The sequence below is a fragment of the Streptomyces sp. NPDC055025 genome, from assembly GCF_053608565.1.
Genome location: NZ_JBSGVS010000002.1, coordinates 56,248 through 75,240 on the forward strand (window position 1 = coordinate 56,248; position 18,993 = coordinate 75,240).

The window sequence follows — 18,993 nt, forward strand, 5'->3', positions numbered from 1 at the left end:
CTACCGCGCTCCGGCGGCCTTCTGGCTCACAGGCTCGACCGGGGGCGCTATGAAGGCAGGGGCGTTCGGTTCGTAGAAGATGTCGATGTCGGCCTCTTCGCCACCGACGATCAGTGTGTCCCACGCACCGCTCTCCCGCAGGGTCCGCAGGGTCGACGGAGCGAGTGCCGACAGATGGCTCCGCAGTTCCTCGTCGCTGGGCATTCCGGGAAGACGGACGGCGAGGCGCTCACGGATCGCCCGCATACGGTCCAGCAGGATGTCCAGGTCGTCGGACCGCCCGGCGGGGGCTTCGGCAGCCCCGTCCTCCACCATGCTCATCGCGACGATGTCCTTGATCGCGCGAGTGGTGCCCTGTTCGTCGGTGGTCACCATGGCGTTCCAGGCGCGGCTCTTGTGCCGGTACTGGAGCATGGACATCGCCGCCTCGTGCCGGATGAAGTCGGCGTCGCGCAGCGGACGGCCCTGCCACACCCGGCTGAGGGAGCGGGTCAGGGAGACGGCCGAGGCAAGGCCGCTGTTGAGGCCGCGTCCGGGCCAGAAGTGGATGGCGTTGGCCGCGTCACCGAGCAGAAAGCCGTACGTTCCGGGGCTCGTGGGGGTGGGGCGTGTGAGCTGAGCCGTGAACCGGGGGCGCTGCACCATGTCCAGCCGGAACGAGGTGATGGCGGTCAGATCGTCCTCGGGGACATCGAACAGCTTCAGGCCCTCCTTGATCCGCTTCCACAGCGGCGAACTGCGCAGCAGGGCGGGCAGGAACAGGGTCCCGTGGGTCGGGCAGACGAACTCGCTGTCCTCGTGGCGGCTCATCACGCAGGGCCGGGCCGCGATGCACTCCTCGAAGACCTGCCGGACCGGATCGATGCCGACGACGCTGCGCGCCTCGTCGCGCGTCAGCCTCATGTTCAGGAAGCCCTCGCCGCGCAGGGAGTTGAGCAGGAACCTGTTCTGGGACACGGTCAGCAGGACGCTCATCGGATCCGTGAGCCGAGACTTGACACGCAGTCCCAGTACCACGTCCTGGAGGTGCTCCCCGTCGAGGGAGTAGATCGAGGCGTCGGCCGTGCCGAAACGGTCCGCGAAGTGCTCGCGGGTACGTGACCGGCCGCCCTCACAGATGACCAGGACGTTCTCCTGGGAGAGCCGGTGCTCGGGCTGCGCCGGGTCGAAACGCTCGGGTACGAGGCGGATCGCGGACTTGGTGTTGGCCAGCTCCAGCAGTTTGTCCTCGATGTAGGCGATCCGGATGTTGCGGGGCGCGCGGCCGTCCACGGAGTCGGGTCCCACAGGCCACATCTCGGAGCTGTACGCCTCGTCGCCGAAGAGAACCGACTGCATCTCGTCGGTCAGCGCGAGGTACTGCCGGCTCTGGACGGTGACGACCTGCTGGCGCCGTACGTTGCCGTGGGTCTCGTCCTTCCAGACCACCCTGGCGCCGTCGTTGATCCACCGGCCTTCGTAGACGGTGACCGAGACCTTCCCGGGCAGCGCCTTCTCCAGCAGCAGGGCGAAGGCGAGGCCGACCGGTCCCCCTCCCGTGACCGTGACGCGCAGCTCGCCCGGGTCGGCCGGGCCGTCGGCACGGGGCGATTCGAGAGGGGAGACCAGGACCGTCTCCAGGGCCTCCTGGGTCTCGAACAGGAAGGTCTCGTCGCCGATGCGTATGGAGTCGCCGGGTACCAGAACATGACGGGTGATCCGCCGGTCGTTGACGAAGGTTCCGTTTCTGCTGTTCCGGTCGTGGAGCACGTACGCGCCGTCCTCCGTGAGGATTTCGGCGTGCAGGCGGGAGGCGTTGGCGCTGACGATGATCACGTCGTTGTCGCTCTTGCGTCCGAACCGCAGCGGAGCACCGCCCAGAACCGCACTCTGACCGGCGAAGGGACCCGTACGTCCCACGATGACCGACGACACACAAACTCCTTGCGAAAGTCTCGGTTGCGGGCGAAGGAACCACATCCCTGGTCGGCCCGCCACGAGAGTGGAATGTTCCCGGCCCACCTTAGGAACTCCGGTCCAGCAGACCGAACTTGACCGGAGGCGTCCGAGTATGCCCGACAAAGGTTCAGTCCTTGCCGGTTGAAGTATGCCGGATATGCCACACCGTGGCGCGTGTAGGACCTTTGTTCGGTCTCGACCGGTGAGGAAAGAACCTACCCGCCCGCCGCCGTGACGCATGTCACCGAGAACGGCACCGAGTTGGAGACCGCCTCGAAGGGGGACTGGATCTCGACGGCCATGCTGCTTTCGAGCGTTCCGGCCTGCGCGTATGTCGACAGCTGCACCGACTCCTGATGGGTGCGGGGGCCGCCTTCCTCGAACGCCAGCGACCGCCACTCCTTGTCGATCACCGAACCGTTCGCCGAGACCCAGCGGTACGAGAACTGGAAGGGCAGCTCGGCGACCGTGAAGGTCGCGGTGAAGCGCGGGGACGAGTCATTGGCGGGGCAGCTTCCGGTGTATGTGGTCGAGCCGCCCTCCACGCTGACCGAGACGGGCTGCCCGGCCGTGTCGCCCTGCTCCAGGAGTGAGCCGGCGTTCGTACCGGTCCCCTGGTCGTCGTTGCCGAGCACGTAGGCCAGTCCTCCGGCGACCAGGGCGAGCACCAGGGCTCCCCCGGCGATCAGGTATCCGACGCGCCGCCGTGCGGGTTGGGAGCCGGATACCGAGGCGGGCGTCGCGGATACGGACCCTGCCGCCGGTCCTGCCGGTCCTGCGGGTCCTGCCGATATGACGGGTGGCCTGGCGGTGTCCGCGGCCGGGCCGGCCTCCGGGGAGCGTGGCGCCGGAGCGGCTGCCGTCGTGGTGGCGGTCGTCGCTGAATCGGAAAGCGTCGGCTGCCCAGGGGAGTTGGGGATGCCGACCGCGGTCACGGTTTCAGACTCCGGAACGGCGGGCCGGGGCGCGGCGGGAACCCCCGCTGTCGGAATATCGGCAGCCGTCGTCATCTCCCCGGTATCCGTGGTGTTCCCCGGGACCGGCGATGCCGCTGTCGTGGTCGGTGACCCGACCGTGGCACCCTCCGCGGTCGCCCCGAACGAAGTCTCGGCGGTGGGCAGTTCCCCGTCGGCGGGCACGGGGGGCCGCGCGGACGGTACCGCCGTGTCGGCGGCCGCCGCGCGTAGCTCCCGCTCGGCCTCGTCGGGCGACATACGCTCGGCGGGGTCCTTGTGCATCAGGCGCTCGATGACGGACGTGAGGGGCCCGGCCCGGTGCGGCGGAGGCAACTGGTCGTCAACGACAGCGCGCAGGGTGGCGAGGGGAGTCGTCCGGCGGAAGGGCGACCGGCCCTGGACCGCTGTGTAGAGCAGCGCGCCGAGGGACCAGAGATCCGACGCGAGGGTGGGGATCTGGCCCAACGCCCGTTCCGGCGCCAGATATTCGGGAGAACCGATGACCTCGCCGGTCATCGTCAGCGCGGTATCCCCCTCAAGGGTGGCGATGCCGAAGTCGGTGAGTACCACCCTGCCGTCGTCACCGAGCAGGACATTGGCGGGCTTCACATCGCGGTGCAGCACTCCGGCGTCGTACGCGGCGCGCAGAGCGGCGAGCACCTCGGCACCGATACGCGCGGACCTCTGCGGGGAGAGGGCGCCCTCGGAGCTGATGACTTCGGCGAGCGAGCGGCCACGGACGAACTCCATGACGATCCAGGGCCGGCCGTCGTAGGTGGTCACGTCATGGACGGTCACCACGCTCCGAGCACTGATGCGCGCCGCCGACAGGGCCTCCCGCTCCAGGCGGGTGTACATCCGCTGGACCTGCTCCCTGGCCAGTCCGGCCGGAGCGCGTACCTCCTTGACGGCGACCTCACGGTGCAGCACCTCGTCACGGGCCCGCCACACGGTGCCCATACCGCCCTCGCCGAGCACGGACCGTAGGCGATAGCGACCGGCTATCAGCCGTTCGGCGGCTTCGTCGGTCGAGGCCGCGTCATCATGAGGCATCGGGCTCATATTTCCTGTCTCGTGCGAATGACCGGGGCGTGTCGATGCCGGCCGTCCACATGAGTGGCGTCCGCGTCGTTCCCCATCGTGCCCCCAGTATCCAAGAACCCGAACCGGCGCCCGTTGCCGGGGACAGGGTGGGCGGACGGGGCGGGCGACTTGCCGACTGCGGGCACACACTAAGTCACCACCCACACAAGGGGGAAGCGCCTTCTGGGACAGAACCTGGTCGGCACCGGACACCGTCCGCCGCGCTTCAGCTCTCGAAGTCCCGCAGAAGTCCCGGAGATGCCGCCGCACCCCTCCCCGACCCGCCACATGGCAGGTCGGACGGGGTGCGGCGGTGTCGTCGGATCAGATGTCGCGGAAGATCTCGATCTGCGCGCCCACCGAGTTGAGGCGTTCCGCCAGGTCCTCGTAGCCGCGGTTGATGACGTAGACGTTGCGCAGGACGGAGGTGCCCTCGGCCGCCATCATGGCCAGCAGGACGACCACGGCGGGGCGCAGGGCCGGCGGGCACATCATTTCGGCGGCGCGCCAGCGGGTCGGGCCCTCGACCAGGACGCGGTGCGGGTCGAGGAGCTGGAGGCGGCCGCCCAGACGGTTGAGGTCCGTCAGATAGATGGCGCGGTTGTCGTAGACCCAGTCGTGGATCAGGGTCTTGCCCTGGGCCACCGCCGCGATCGCCGCGAAGAACGGCACGTTGTCGATGTTCAGGCCCGGGAACGGCATCGGGTGGATCTTGTCGATCGGGGCCTCCAGCTTGGAGGGCCGTACGGTCAGGTCCACCAGCCGGGTGCGCCCGTTGTCGGCGGAGTACTCGGTGGACCGGTCGTGGTCGAGGCCCATCTCCTCCAGCACGGCCAGCTCGATCTCCAGGAACTCGATCGGCACCCGGCGGATGGTGAGCTGGGACTCGGTGACCACCGCGGCGGCGATCAGGCTCATCGCCTCGACCGGGTCCTCGGAGGGGGAGTAGTCCACGTCCACGTCGATGCTCGGTACCCCGTGCACGGTCAGGGTGGTCGTGCCGATGCCGTCGACCCGCACGCCCAGCGCTTCGAGGAAGAAGCACAGGTCCTGGACCATGTAGTTGGACGAGGCGTTGCGGATGACCGTCGCGCCGTCATGGCGCGCGGCGGCCAGCAGGGCGTTCTCGGTGACGGTGTCCCCGCGCTCGGTCAGCACGATGGGGCGGCCCGGGGTGATCGAGCGGTCCACCTGCGCGTGGTAGAGGCCCTCGGTCGCCGCGATGTCCAGCCCGAACCGGCGCAGTGCGATCATATGCGGCTCGATGGTGCGCGTACCGAGGTCGCAGCCGCCCGCGTACGGCAGCCGGAAGCTGTCCATCCGGTGCAGCAGCGGGCCGAGGAACATGATGATGGAGCGGGTACGGCGGGCCGCCTCCGCGTCGATCGCCTCCATGTCCAGCTCGGCGGGCGGCACGATCTCCAGGTCGACGCCGTCGTTGATCCAGCGGGTCCGCACCCCGATGGAGTTGAGCACCTCCAGAAGCCGGAACACCTCCTCGATGCGCGCCACCCGGCGCAGTACCGTACGGCCCTTGTTGAGCAGCGAGCCGCAGAGGAGTGCCACACACGCGTTCTTGCTCGTCTTGACATCGATGGCCCCGGAGAGCCGGCGTCCGCCGACCACCCGCAGATGCATGGGCCCGGCATAGCCGAGCGACACGATTTCACTGTCGAGCGCCTCACCGATGCGCGCGATCATCTCAAGGCTGATGTTCTGGTTGCCGCGCTCGATGCGGTTCACCGCGCTCTGGCTGGTGGCCAGAGCCTCGGCGAGCTGGGTTTGAGTCCAGCCCCGGTGCTGGCGCGCGTCTCGGATGAGCTTGCCGATGCGTACGAGGTAGTCGTCTGCCATAGAGGCAGGTTATCTCAGCTGTGAGATAAGAGAGATACTGGGGAGTGCCGTTGGGGTGACGGCCGCCCGGGTGTATCCAAACCGGCCATAGGGGAGCCATGGGGGAGTCCGAGAGGGAATCCAGGGGGATTTTCCGGACGATATGACCGGAATATCCACCAGGACAGACCCGGACGGACCAGGGACGGACCCCAGGGCAGGCCGAGGCGGACGGCCCGGACGCGTGTCCGGGACGGCCACCTATGTCCGATCCTGTGCACCCGGGGGCCGCCCCGGCAACCGCTGCGCCGCCGCACGGGTGACGCCGCGGTGCGGGTGAGCCGTACGGACGGTCAGGCGGGCTTCACTCCGGGCCGGCCCGCCTCGGTGACATAGGAGACACGGGTCGAGACGGGAGCGCCGGGGGTGGTCACGTAGGGAAGCACCCGGAAGTCGGCGCGGCAGGTCTTCGGTGTCAGCTGGCAACGGACGTATCCGCGCTGGAAGTTGGTGAACTTGATATGTGAGTTGGCCGCGAGCAGATTCGCTCCCGAGGGGTCCAGGTCCATCCCGTCCTTGCCCGTGGCGATCGAACTGCCGACGAATTCGACACCGACCGTCGGTGAGTCCGGATCGTCGTAGTTCCGCTTGAGATCGGCGGCGAGATGGCGGTGCATGTCGCCGGTCAGTACGACGGGGTTGCTCACATCGCGGTCGGCGAACTGCTGGAAGAGCCGCTGGCGCGAGGCCGCGTAGCCGTCCCAGAAGTCCATGACGAACGACTGGCCGGGACCCGGGTCCGTGTCGACCTGGCCCACGGGAATCTGCTGGGGGATGAGATTCCAGGTCGAGTCGGAGCGCCCGAGGCCGCGGTAGAGCCACTGCTCCTGCTCCGCGCCGAGAATGCTGCGCTCGGGCAGCAGCCGTTCGGCGCAACCGCTTCTGGTGCCGTCCCCGCACGGCTGGTCGTCACGGAAGAGCCGGGTGTCGAGGATATGGAACGTGGCCATCCGGCCGTACCGCAGACTCCGGTACATCCGGGCGTCAAAGCCCCTCGGCTTGTTCGGCAGCCGCAGCGGAAGGTGTTCGTAGTACGCCTGGAACCCCGCCGCGGCCCGCGTGCGGAAGACCGCCGGATCCTGGTCGGCCTCGTTGTCCAGCTTGGAGACGTCCCGCGCCCAGTTGTCCTCGACCTCGTGGTCGTCCCAGACGACGGCCCACGGATGGGCCTGGTGCGCGGCGATGAGATCGGGGTCGAAGCGGTGCAGCGCGTGCCGGTTGCGGTACTGGGTGAGGTCCATCGGCTCGGGGCGCAGTTCGGCGGCCACCGGGACGTTGCGTACCCCGCCCATCGCGTCGATGGGGTTCTCGTAGATGTAGTCGCCGAGATGGAGGACGAGGTCGAGATCCTCCTCGGCGAGATGCCGGTACGCGGTGTAGAAGCCCTCGAACCATGCCTGGCAGGACGCGAAGGCGAAGTTCAGGACCTTGGGACGGCTGAACGGTGAGGGCGCCGTACGGGTACGGCCCACGGGGCTGATGACCCCGCCGGCCCGGAAACGGTAGTGGTACTGACGCCCCGCCGGCAGGCCGGAGACCTCGACATGGACGGAGTGGGCGAGTTCGGCCACCGCGCGGGTCCGCCCGCTGCGGACGACATGGCGGAAGCGTTCGTCGGTGGCCACCTCCCAGTGGACGTCGACGGGGTACGGAGTCATCCCGCCGGTGCCGTCGGGGGCGAGGGGGTGGGGGGCGAGCCGGGTCCACAGCACGAATCCGTCCGGCCAGGGATCGCCGGACGCGACGCCCAGGGTGAAGGGGTCCTCGCGGAACCGCTCCGCGGCTCTGGCGCCGGTGGCCGACAGTCCGCTCGCGGCGAGTGCCAGGGCGACGGTGCCGGCGCTGAGCACCGCCCGTCTCTCCAGGCCTCTGATGCCGCCGGTTCCACTGTTCATTCTCATGAAGGCTGGTCCGTTCGTCGTGCGTGATCCCGGCCGCCCGAGGGCGGGATCACACGTGATTTAACGTCCGTTCATGTGGTAATCACACGGTGACTATCACACAGGGATCGTGGGCCACAAGGGCACCCGCCGTGGGGGTGCGACCCCCGGTGCGACGCTTGTCCCGGGCGCCCTGTATGGGGAGTTCGGTCACGCTATGAGATGGGTGGTCGAGCGCGTCGGTAACACTCTTGACACCTCTCGCGGGGGGCTCATAGTCTCCACGCCACAGAATTCACGTTAGATTTCACATTCAAAGAGGGTCGTCTTCACGGCGGACAGGTGACGACGGGCGGACGAACGGACGAACAGCCGATGGCGCCGCGTCGCTCCCGGCGCGAAGGAAGGACGTGCTCGTGTCCCTGCGGCCCTACGCCCTGCGATGCGACCACCGGACCACTCCCCTGGGAATCGACGAGCCCGCTCCGCTGCTGTCCTGGCGTCTGACATCCGATCACCGGGGTGATGATCCGACCGCCTATCGGATCCGGGTCGCGGAACGGCCGGAGGATCTGGACGAGGGCGGGCGGCCCCGCTGGGACTCGGGCCGGGTCGACGATCCGGACGCGATCGGCGCCGTGTACGAGGGACCCGCGCTCCGGGCCCGTACGCGCTACCACTGGCGGGTCGCCGTATGGCCGGCCGGGACGGCCGCTCCGGCGGAGGCCACCTCCTGGTTCGAGACCGCGATGTCCGTCACGGCGTCGGAAGCCCCGGCACCGCCGGGCGTGCCGCCGCCCGCCGCCCTGCCCGCCGTCCCGTCGGAACCCGCCGTCCCGTCGGAACCCGCCGTTCCGTCGGAACCCGGCCCCTGGCGAGCCTCCTGGATCTCCCACGACCCCCGCCCCATCGATGTCATGGACGCACCCACCGAAGGCGAGCACGCCCTCGACGCCCATGGCCTCGCCCCCTGCCCGCTCTTCCGCCGTACCTTCGTCTCCGCCATCGTCACCCGCGCCCGTCTCCATGTCACAGCGCGCGGGCTGTACGAGGTCCGGCTCAACGGGACCCGGGTCGGTGACGCGGAACTCGCACCCGGCTGGACCGACTACACCCGCCGGATCCAGTACCAGACGTACGACGTGACGGAGCTGGTCCGGTCCGGCGAGAACGTCCTCGCGGCGACCGTCGCCGACGGCTGGTGGAGCGGATTCGTCGGCTTCGAACCGCGCAGGGCGGGCGCCCACTACGGCTCACACCCCCAGTTCCTGGCCGAGCTGCATCTCACCGGCACCGACGGCCGTACCACCACGATCGTCACCGACGGGTCATGGCGCACCCGCACCGGAGCGATCCGCCACGCCGATCTGCTCATGGGCGAGTGCCATGACCTGCGGTACGCGGCCGACGGCTGGGAACTGCCCGGCTTCGACTGCTCCGACTGGTCACCCGCCCTGATCGCGGACACCGACCACCGGCCGCTCGTGGCCTCCGTGGACGAGCCCGTACGGGCGACCGCCGAACTGCGCCCGCGCTCCATCACCCGTCCGCGCGACGGAGTCCATGTGGTCGACTTCGGCCAGAACCTCGCCGGCCGGGTACGGCTCCGCGTCGACGGACTCGCCCCCGGCGCCCGGGTGGTCGTACGCCACGCCGAGGTGCTGGACGGGACGGGCGGGCTCTACACGGCGAATCTGCGCACCGCCGCCGCCACGGACGTACTGATCGGCGACGGCCGTACACCCGTCCTCTTCGAGCCGCGCTTCACCTACCACGGCTTCCGGTACGCGGAGATCAGCGGAGTGGACCGGCTCGGCGCCGACGACATCGTCGCCGTGGCACTGCACAGCGACACCCCGTGGACCGGCGAGTTCGACTGCTCGGACCCCGAGCTGCGGCGCCTGCACGCCTGTGTGGGCTGGGGACAGCGTTCCAACTTCGTCAGTGTGCCCACCGACTGTCCGCAGCGCGACGAACGGCTCGGCTGGCTCGCCGACGCGCAGGTCTTCCTGCCCACGGCCGCGCTCAACGCCGATGTCGCCGCGTTCTTCACCAAGTGGCTGCGCGATGTGGACGACGCCCGCACCCCGGACGGCGGCTTCACCAATGTCGCGCCGCGCCTCGTCGGGGTCGCCGACGAAGGCGCCCCCGGCTGGGGCGACGGCGCAGTGATCATCCCCTGGCATCTCTACCGCGTCTACGGCGATCCGCGCTTTCTCTCCCGCGCGCTGCCCGGTATGCGCGCCTGGGTCGATCTCATCCACCGTCACAACCCCGATCTGATTTGGCGCAGGCGCGTGGGACCGCACTTCTCCGACTGGCTGGCGCCCGGCACCCCCACCCCACGCGAGGTCATCGCCACCGCGTACTTCGCGCACAGCGCGCGTCTCACCGCCAGGGCCGCCGACGCCCTGGGCCGGCCGGATGTCGCGGACCCTTACCACCGGCTGGCCGCCGACATCCGGGAAGTCTTCGTCGAACGGTTCGTCACCACCGCTGACGACGGCGCCACCGTACGGATCGCGGGCGACACCCAGACGGGCTATCTCGTCGCGCTCGCCTTCGGCCTGCTGCCCGAGGACGGCGTCGCCGCCGCCGCGCACCGGCTGGCCGAACTGATCGAGTCCGCGGGTCCCGCCCTCAGGACCGGCTTCCTCGGTGTCGCGCTCGCCGCGCCCGTACTGGACGCGTACGGCAGGGACGATCTCGCCCACGCGCTGCTGCGCCGTACGGAGGTGCCCTCCTGGCTGTTTCCGTTGCGCCATGGCGCCACCACCATCTGGGAACGCTGGGACGGCTGGACCCCGGAGACGGGCTTCCGGGCCCCGTCGATGAACTCGTTCAACCACTACGCGCTCGGCTCGATCGGCGAGTGGCTCTACCGAGGTGTCGCGGGGCTCGACCAGAGCGCGGACTCCACCGGATACCGGAAGCTGAGCATCCGCCCCCGCCCCGGCGCGCTCACCCACGCGAGCGCCCGCTACGAATCCGTACGCGGCACGATCGCGGTGAACTGGCGGCGGGACGGCGACCGGTTCGACCTCGATGTCCAGGTGCCGCCCGGGGCCACCGCCGAGGTACGCGTGCCCACCAGCGACCCGGGCTCGGTCCGGGCGCCGGGCGCGGAGCCGGCGGACGGGGGCGGTGACCACAGGGGTGGTGACGACGGGGGCGGTGACGACGGCCCAGGTCCCCGCTCCCGTCCCGGCTCCGACTCCGGTGCCCGCTCCGGCTCCGGCCATGACCACATCTCGCTCCTGGCGACCGGGTCCGACCACGCCGTCTATCGCGTCGCCTCGGGCCGCTACCGCTTCACCGCCGTCCTCACTCCGGCCGTCCTTCCTCCCGCCGTCCTCACACCGGCCGGCCGGCCCCCGGGCGCCGCGGGGGCGGTGCCCGAGCCGCCCGAGCCGCCCGAGCCGCGCGCGTACGCCGTCACGCCCCCGGCGGACCGGCCGCGACCGGTCCTCACCCCGAGCCGACGCACACCAAGCCCGGCGGCGCCGTCGTCCGCCGGCTCCCACGAGGAGGACACACCATGACCATGGGTTCTCGCAGCGAGCCGGGCCCCGTCCCGGGCCTGAGTACGGCGGGCGGCACGGGTACGGCGGCCCGCGCGGGCGGGGCCGGCGGCCGGGGTACGGTCAGCCGACGGGGGTTCCTCCGTATCGGCGGTGGCGCCGCCGCCCTCGCCGCGCTTCCCCCGGCCCTCACCGCGTGCTCCGGTCAGGGCGGCGGATCGGGACAGATCCGTGTCGTCGGTGTCGCGGACCAGCAGAAGCCGATGGACGAACTGCTCACCGAGTACCGCAGGACCCACCCGGACGACCGCTTCAGCACCTCCTTCGCCCCCACCGACCAGGTGCAGACCGTCGTACGCACCCAGCTCGCCGGGGGCAACGCGCCCGATGTCCATGTGCTCTTCCCGGGCAGCGGCAGCGCGATGTCCATGGTCGAGCTGGCCAGGGCGGGGCTGCTCACCGACCTCGGCGACCAGAAGTGGACCGAGGGCATCCCCAGGAACTTCGACGCCGCCTACCGGTACGAGGGCAAGACGTATCTCTACTCGGCGGGCAGCAGTGTCATAGGGGCCATCTACAACAAGAAGGTTTTCGCCGCGGCCGGGTTACAGCCACCCAGGACATGGGCCGCGCTCCTCGACGTCTGCGCCGAACTCAAGGCCAGGGGCGTCGTGCCGATCGCACTCGGCGCCCAGACCCCCTGGGTCACCCAGCTCATCACCTACGCCCTGGTCCCCAACGCCGTCTACGCCGGTAACGCCGGTTTCGACCGGGAGATGGCCGCCGGGCGCGCCACCTTCGCCGGCTCCGGCTGGGCCGACGCCATGGGCAGGTACCAGGAGCTCCAGCGCCGGGGCTTCTTCAACGACAACCCCAACGGCACCACCTATGAACAGCAGACCGCGCTGGTCGCGGGCGGCAAGGCGGCCATGGCCGTCCAGGTCTCCGCCGTACTCTCCAACTTCCGCGCCGCCGCCGCGTCCCCCGACGACCTGGGCATGTTCCCCTTCCCCGGCGGCGACGACCCCGGCCGGCTGTGGATCCCGGCGGGCATCGTCGTCGGCCTCGGTGTCGCCGCGCACGCCAAGAACACCGCCAGGGCCAAGAAGCTGATCGCCTTCCTCGGACAGCAGGAGAACATCGACCGCTGGGCCACGGCCGTCTCGGCCATCCCGTTCAAACGCGGTCCGTCCACGAGGATCGATCCCGTACTGGACGAGTTCCTGCCCATCATCGACTCCGGCCGCGCCGTCCCCTTCATGGACCAGAGCTGGCCCAACGCCGAGGTGCAGCCCGCCCACTTCGCGGCCGTACAGGAGTTGCTCGCCGGGAAGACGGACGTCAGGGGCGCGCTGGGGCGGATGGACGAGGCCTACAGGAAGAAGTCGTGAACTCCCGTCCCGGGGGCGCCACTTCGGGGACCGGAACAGAAAGCGGACTCCCGGCCGGACCCCCGGCCGGCTCCTCTGCCGGACCCCCAGCCGGACCCGCCGCGTCGGGCACGGTCACCGAGGCCGGTCACCCCCGTCGGCGCCGCCCGCTCCGGCTCAGGCTCCGGGACCGGGACCGGGTCAGGCTCCGGTACCGGGGTCCGGTCCGCCGCGATCCCACCGTCCCGCCCTGGATCTTCGTCGTCCCGGCGCTCGCCGTCTACGCGCTCGTCGTGCTCTACCCGAGCCTCGCCGGTGTCGGCTACGCGTTCACCGACTGGTCGGGCGTCGGCGACTTCTCCTTCGTCGGGCTGGACAACTTCCGCACCCTGCTGGACGACGACCGGGCGCTGGAGTCCATCGGCAATACGCTGCTGCTCACCTTCGCCGTCGTCGTCGTCCAGAACGGCATCGGTCTGCTGCTCGCGCTCGGTGTCAACGCCGAGATCAGATCCCGGTCGCTGCTGCGGATCGTTTTCTTCGCCCCCGCCGTGGTCAGCCCGGTCATGGTCGCGTTCCTGTGGAAGTACGTCTACAACCCCGACAACGGCGCCGGTCTCAACGCGGTCCTCGGCGCCGTCGGCCTCGACGGGCTCCGGCAGGACTGGCTGGGCGATCCCTCGCTCGCGCTCTGGTCCGTGGCCGCGATGGTCGTGTGGCAGTACGCGGGTTACTCCATGGTGATCTTCCTGGCCGGGCTCCAGGGCGTGCCCGCTGAACTCCACGAGGCCGCCAGGATCGACGGCGCGGGCACCTGGCAGCGCTTCCGCCATGTCACCTGGCCGCTGCTGGCCCCGGCGCTGACCATCAACCTCATGCTGTCCACCATCGGCGGCCTCAAGCTCTTCGACCAGGTCTACGCCGCCACCAACGGCGGCCCCGGCACATCGAGCGAGACCCTGTCGACCGTGCTGTACAAGGAGGCCTTCGTCTTCGGGAAGTTCGGCTACAGCACCGCCGTCGCCCTGGTCCTCGCGCTCTTCGTCGCCGCCGTCTCGCTGGTCCAGCTCCGCTATCTGCGCGCCCGGGAGGTCACCGCGTGAACACCACCGCGCGTACCACCGCCCCCGGCGGACCGAAGTCCCCTCGCACACGCAAGCACCGCCCCAGGTACGGGAGTTACGGTCTCGAACTGCTGATGACCGCCGCCGCTGCCGTGTTCCTCTTCCCCGTGTACGCCCTGATCGCCCTGGCGATGAAGGACCCGAGGCAGATCGCGGAGTCGCCGCTGTCCCCGCCCCTGCCGCCCACCTGGGCCAACTTCGGCAACGCCTGGACCTCCGCCTCCCTCGGCCCGGCCCTGGTGAGCAGCACCGTCATCACCGTCGCCGGACTGCTGCTGCTCATCGCCCTCGGCTCCACGGCCGCCTACTGTCTCGCGCGCCGGGCACGCGGACTCGGCTACGGGCTCTACATCCTCTTCCTGCTGGGCATCGTGCTGCCCTTCCAGCTCGGGATGATCCCCCTGTACAAACTGGTCGACAGTCTCGGCTGGCTCGGCACGTACCACGGCATGGTGCTCTTCTACACGGGCGTCCAGCTCCCGTTCACCGTGTTCCTCTACACCGGCTTCATCCGCGCCCTGCCGCCGGACTACGCGCAGGCCGCGCTGATCGACGGCTGCGACCACCGCCAGGCGTTCACCCGGATCGTCTTCCCGCTGCTGCGGCCGATCACCGGCACCGTGATCATCCTGAACGCCGTCTTCATCTGGAACGACTTCTTCACCCCGCTGCTGTATCTGGGCGGTTCGGGCAAGGAGACCGTCCCCGTGGGGGTGTTCTCGTTCGTCGGCCAGTACGTCTCGGACTACGGTCTGGTCTTCGCCGGTCTGGTCCTGGCCGCGCTGCCCGTCCTGGTGGTCTTCCTGCTGCTCCAGCGTTATGTGATCAAGGGCTTCGCGGGCGGACTCAAGGGCTGAGCGCCCGGGTGCCGAAGAAGCCGAAGAGGTCGAAGAGGCCGAAGAGGCCGGAGAGGCCGAAGAGAGGGGCCGGGGAGAGGGGGGATCGGGGGGATTCCGGACGGGGGCTTTCGAAGGAACGAGAACATGGTCATGGCGCACGGAAAGCTCCCCGAGGACATCGAGGCGGTGCTGGCCGATCCGCCGCGCGCCTTCTCACCCACCGCCATCTGGTGGTGGAGCGGGGAACGGCTCGACCGCGCGCGGCTGCGCGCCCAGCTCGAACGCCTCGCGGAGGGCGGGGTGTTCAACCTCGTACTCCTCAATCTCGCGCCGTCGGGACCGCTGTTCGGCTCCGACGCCGACGATCCGCCGTTCATGTCCGAGGAGTGGTGGACCCTGCTCGAAGGCGTCTGCGACGACGCGCACGCGCTCGGGGTCCGCCTCTGGTTCTACGACCAGCTCGGCTTCTCCGGGGCCGATCTCCAGGCACGGCTCGTCGACGAGGAGCCGGCCCACGCGGGCCGCCGGCTCGAACGCGTGCGTACGGCGACCGACGGCGGCGGAGAACTGCGCTGCCCCGCGCACGGACAGCCCCTCGCGGGCAGCGCCGTACGGCTCGACGGCGACGGCCGGCCCACGGGACCCACCGTCCCCCTCCCCCTGGACGGCCGGACCGTACGGGCGCCGGGTCCAGGACGATGGCGCCTGACGCTCCATCACCAGGTGCCCCTGGGCTTCGACTATCTCGGCAAGGACGCCTGCGCGGCACTGCTCGACCGGGTGCACGGCGCGTTCGAACGACGACTCGGGGACCGGCTGGGCACGGTGGTCGCCGGGTCGTTCCAGGACGAGCTGCCGACCCTGCCGACCTGGTCGACCGGGTTCGCCGACGCCTTTCTGCGGCTGCGCGGTTACGACCTCACCGAGTGTCTGGACGCGCTGTACGAGGACGGCGCGCGCCCGGACACCGCCCGCGTCCGGCGTGACTACCACCTCACCCGCGCCGAACTGGCCGAGGAGGCGTTCTTCCGGCCCCTCGCCGCCTGGCACGAGCGCCACGGTCTGCTGGCCGGCTGCGACCAGCAGGATCCCGCCCGCGCGGGACACCCCGTCGGCGGTGTCGAGCTGTACGCGGACTATGCCCGTACCCACCGCTGGTTCTCCGCGCCCGGCTCCGACCACCACGGCGACGCCCGTATCCACTCCTCGCTCGCGCATCTCTACGGCAGGCCCCGGACCTGGATCGAGGCCTTCCACTCCACCGGCTGGGGCGGCACGCTGGAGGAGACGTTCGACTGGCTGCTGCCCTGGCTCCGGGCCGGCGCGACCCTCTACAACCCGCACGCCGTCTACTACACGACCAAGGGCGGCTGGTGGGAGTGGGCACCTCCGGGCACCGACTGGCGTCAGCCGTACTGGCGTCACCACCGTGTCTTCGCGGACGCCGTGACCCGGCTGTGCGCCGTGCTGAGTCTCGGCCGCCATCTCTGCGACACCGCGATCCTGCTGCCCACCACCACGGCGCAGGCGGGTACGGCCCTCGACGGTGTCTCCGAGGCGGCTGCCGGGGCGCAGGCGGTCTATCTCGAACTCGTCGGGGACATGACCTGGTTCCACAGCCGGCCCGGGGTGTTCGACCGGCTGGGTCTCGACGCCGATGTGATCGACGACGAGTCGGTCGCGCGCGCCCGGGTACGGGAGGACCGGGGCGAAGGCGTCCATGAGGGCGCGGGTGACGGTGATAATGCCGTACGCCTGTGTGTCGCGGACGAGCGCTACGCGACGATCGTGCTGCCCGCGTGCACGGTGCTCGAACAGGACACCGCGCGAAGGCTGGTCGAGTTCGCCTCCGCCGGTGGCGGTCTGATCGCGCTGGGCGCCCTTCCCGAACAGGTCGTCGGCCCCGACGACGCGGCGACCCTGGACAAGGTGCGGGACGAACTGCGCGCGTGCTTCGCCGAGGGGAGGGCCGTCTTCGTACCGTCGGCGGCGGATCTGGGCCAGGCGCTCACCGCGCCCCGCCCGTCTTTTACCGCGTCCCGTCCGGCCGTCCGGGCGTCGGTGCCCGCGCTGGCGCGCCGGGTGGACGACGCCACGGTGGTGTTCCTGACCGCCGCGTCCCCCCGTGCGACCCGCGCGGCCGTCGCCGCCCCCGACGCGCGAGGCGCCGCGCTCGGCTGGCTCGACGCGCGCTACGACTTCGACCCCGACCGGTACGCGCGCACCGCGCGGGTGCGGGTCCTCGGCACCGGGGGCCCGGCCGTACTGCTTGATCCGTTCGGCGGTCCGCCGCGTACGCTGCCGGTCCGGCAGGCCGAGGACGAGCCACGGGCCGTGGACATCGAGGTGCCCTTCGACACCGGACCCGCGGCGGTGCTGGTCCTTCCCGCGCGCGGCTCATGGACCCCGGGGTCCGAGGGACAGCCCGGGACCGGGCCGGTGACCGCGCCGGGGCCCTTCCGTACGGCGGCCGTGATCCCGACGGTCGAGATCCCGGCGGACGCGGAGTGGGAGATGACGCTCGTACCGACCCTCGACAACACCTGGGGCGACTTCACCCGGCCCGTGACCGGCCCGACTGCCGGGCCGCCCGGTGCCACGGCGGTCACCGAGTGCCGTACCTTCCGGCAGGGCGGCGCCGAAGGTCCGGACGGGCCGCCGGTCCACGCGACGTTCGGGCCGCGCGCGGTCGTGCTGGGCGCGGACGGCGGCCTCCGGTCCACCCTCTCGTGGTCCGACAGCCGGGGTATCCACAAGGATCCGGTCCACCGCGAGGTCCTCGGACCCAAGGGCCATGTGCCGGAGGAGTTCGTCCTTGTCGGTCCGACGGCCGCCGGGGCGACGGCACGCGTACGGTCCGATCTGCTGCTGGACGAGGACTTCGACGGATATCTCGCGGTCGGGGCGGCGGCGGCGAAGGCGGCCAGGCTCGGCGGTGCGCGTGTGGAGCTGGACGGCGGAGGCCATCTCGCCATGGGACCGGTCCGGCTGGCCGCGGGCCGCCATCTCCTCGAACTGGACCTGACGCCCGATCAGGACGGCGATCTGCGCGCGCACATCGCGCTCGTCCGGGACCCGGAACGCTGTCGGCGTCCCGAGTGGATCCTCGCGGACGGTCCCCTCGCGGACGGTCCCCGCGCGGAGACCGGCGATGGGCGGGCCACCGTGGGTACGACCCTGACCCTCGCGGCGGTGCCGAGCCGGGCCGTCGTCCAGGTCGCGGCGCGCGGACGGTGTGTCCTGCGTGTCAACGGCCATGTCATGGGCAGGCAGGGCGGCTTCGACCCGTACGCCGAACACGCCGTGCCGCGCGTACGGCGGCACGAGGTGGCGGCGGCTCTGCGCGCCGGGGACAACGAGATCACCGTGGAGAGCGCCGACGGCGCCGATCCGGCCGTCCTGGTGGACGCGGTGCTGTACGACGACCACGACCGCGTGGTCGCGGCCACGCACAGCGACGCCACCTGGTGGGCCGAGCGCGGTGGCGAGGACGTGGGCGGGGACGGGCGCGGTGGCGGACGGACGCCGGTCGCGGTGCGCCGCCGGCAGATCGGGGACCCGGCCGCGCTGTATCTGCGGCGCAGGCCGCACCCCCTGCCCGGCGCCGCCTGGCTGGACCCGGACGCCGACGACGGCACGGTGGTCCCGGTCGGCTTCGCGGTCCCGGGAGCCGTCGCGGGGACGGAGTGGCTGTGGTGCGAACTGCCCCCCGGCACGCTCCGGTTGACGGTGAGCGCGTACGGCGGGACAAGCGTGTTCGTGGACGGCCACGAGCACCCGGCGACGACCGGCCGTACCGGCGCCGACGGCGTGCGCACGGTGACCGTCGATCTGCCGGCCGACGGCCCCTCCGGACCACGCACCGCCGCCCTGCGCGTGGTGACCCGTCCCGGCCGTCAGGGCGGCGCCGCCCTGGCCGGTCCCCTGCGCTGCGAGGTCGGCCCCGGGCTGATCCGGACGGGCGACTGGGAGGCGCGGGGCCTCGCCGAGTACAGCGGGGGAGTGCGCTACCGCCGTGTGGTCACGGTGCCCGCCGAGGCCATGGGCGACGAGGCAGGCGGCCCCGCCGAGCGGCGGGTCTCTCTCGATCTCGGCCGGGTACGCGGCACGGCGGAGGTACGGATCGGCGGTGTCGCGGCCGGGGTGCGGGTGTGCGCCCCGTATGTCTTCGATGTCACGGGGCTGGTCGGACCCGGCGCCCAGGAGATCGAGATCACCGTCTTCGGCACGCTCGCACCGCACCTGGACGCGACGAGCCCGACCCACTTCGTCTTCCCCGGACAGCGGGTCACGGGTCTGATGGGTCCCGTACGGCTGCTGCTCGGTTCCACGGGGAGCGAGGACGGGGGCGGACACTGAGCACCCGGAGCCCGGAACACGGCGGCGTGC

The 18,993-nt window shown here is 70.9% G+C and carries 9 protein-coding genes; 5 read left to right on the forward strand and 4 right to left on the reverse strand.

Annotated features, from left to right (window positions below; all coding sequences use genetic code 11):
* The 4 genes from ACWGDX_RS01575 to ACWGDX_RS01590 form a co-directional block, all read right to left on the reverse strand.
* A complete protein-coding gene (locus ACWGDX_RS01575) occupies nt 1–1,914 on the reverse strand; it encodes an FHA domain-containing protein (RefSeq protein ID WP_453621114.1) in 1,914 nt (637 codons plus the stop codon).
* Nucleotides 1,915–2,153: 239 nt separating this feature from the next.
* A complete protein-coding gene (locus tag ACWGDX_RS01580; RefSeq protein WP_453621116.1) occupies nt 2,154–3,947 on the reverse strand; it encodes a protein kinase domain-containing protein in 1,794 nt (597 codons plus the stop codon).
* Between the two features lie 354 nt (nt 3,948–4,301).
* Complete coding sequence (locus ACWGDX_RS01585; protein ID WP_453621118.1) at nt 4,302–5,831, reverse strand: helix-turn-helix domain-containing protein; 1,530 nt, start codon at nt 5,829–5,831, stop codon at nt 4,302–4,304.
* A gap of 332 nt (nt 5,832–6,163) precedes the next feature.
* Nucleotides 6,164–7,765: an alkaline phosphatase D family protein gene (locus ACWGDX_RS01590; RefSeq protein ID WP_453621120.1), complete on the reverse strand. Its 1,602-nt coding sequence runs from the start codon at nt 7,763–7,765 to the stop codon at nt 6,164–6,166.
* Between the two features lie 401 nt (nt 7,766–8,166).
* On the opposite strand from ACWGDX_RS01590, the gene ACWGDX_RS01595 reads away from it, so the two are divergent.
* From ACWGDX_RS01595 to ACWGDX_RS01615, 5 genes are all read left to right on the forward strand, one after another.
* Nucleotides 8,167–11,292, forward strand: coding sequence for a family 78 glycoside hydrolase catalytic domain (locus ACWGDX_RS01595; protein WP_453621122.1), 3,126 nt, complete (start codon nt 8,167–8,169; stop codon nt 11,290–11,292).
* On the forward strand, nt 11,289–12,662 hold the full coding sequence (locus tag ACWGDX_RS01600; protein ID WP_453621124.1) for an ABC transporter substrate-binding protein: 1,374 nt from the start codon (nt 11,289–11,291) through the stop codon (nt 12,660–12,662). The genes ACWGDX_RS01595 and ACWGDX_RS01600 overlap by 4 nt, the downstream gene beginning before the upstream one ends.
* Entirely contained in the window at nt 12,659–13,744 is a 1,086-nt protein-coding gene (locus tag ACWGDX_RS01605; protein ID WP_453621126.1) for a carbohydrate ABC transporter permease, read from the forward strand. The genes ACWGDX_RS01600 and ACWGDX_RS01605 overlap by 4 nt, the downstream gene beginning before the upstream one ends.
* Nucleotides 13,741–14,622, forward strand: coding sequence for a carbohydrate ABC transporter permease (locus tag ACWGDX_RS01610; RefSeq protein ID WP_453621128.1), 882 nt, complete (start codon nt 13,741–13,743; stop codon nt 14,620–14,622). Before ACWGDX_RS01605 ends, ACWGDX_RS01610 begins: the two co-directional genes overlap by 4 nt.
* A gap of 126 nt (nt 14,623–14,748) precedes the next feature.
* The gene (locus ACWGDX_RS01615) at nt 14,749–18,963 is read left to right on the forward strand and encodes a hypothetical protein (protein ID WP_453621130.1); all 4,215 of its coding nucleotides are present in this window, start codon (nt 14,749–14,751) and stop codon (nt 18,961–18,963) included.
* Nucleotides 18,964–18,993 lie beyond the last annotated feature (30 nt).

Excerpts from the sequence above, each read along its gene's own strand:
- ACWGDX_RS01585 (WP_453621118.1), bottom strand. The coding sequence starts at position 5,831 with ATGGCAGACGACTACCTCGTACGCATCGGCAAGCTCATCCGAGACGCG.
- ACWGDX_RS01615 (WP_453621130.1), top strand. The coding sequence starts at position 14,749 with ATGGTCATGGCGCACGGAAAGCTCCCCGAGGACATCGAGGCGGTGCTG.
- ACWGDX_RS01590 (WP_453621120.1), bottom strand. The coding sequence starts at position 7,765 with ATGAACAGTGGAACCGGCGGCATCAGAGGCCTGGAGAGACGGGCGGTG.
- ACWGDX_RS01600 (WP_453621124.1), top strand. The coding sequence starts at position 11,289 with ATGACCATGGGTTCTCGCAGCGAGCCGGGCCCCGTCCCGGGCCTGAGT.
- ACWGDX_RS01580 (WP_453621116.1), bottom strand. The coding sequence starts at position 3,947 with ATGCCTCATGATGACGCGGCCTCGACCGACGAAGCCGCCGAACGGCTG.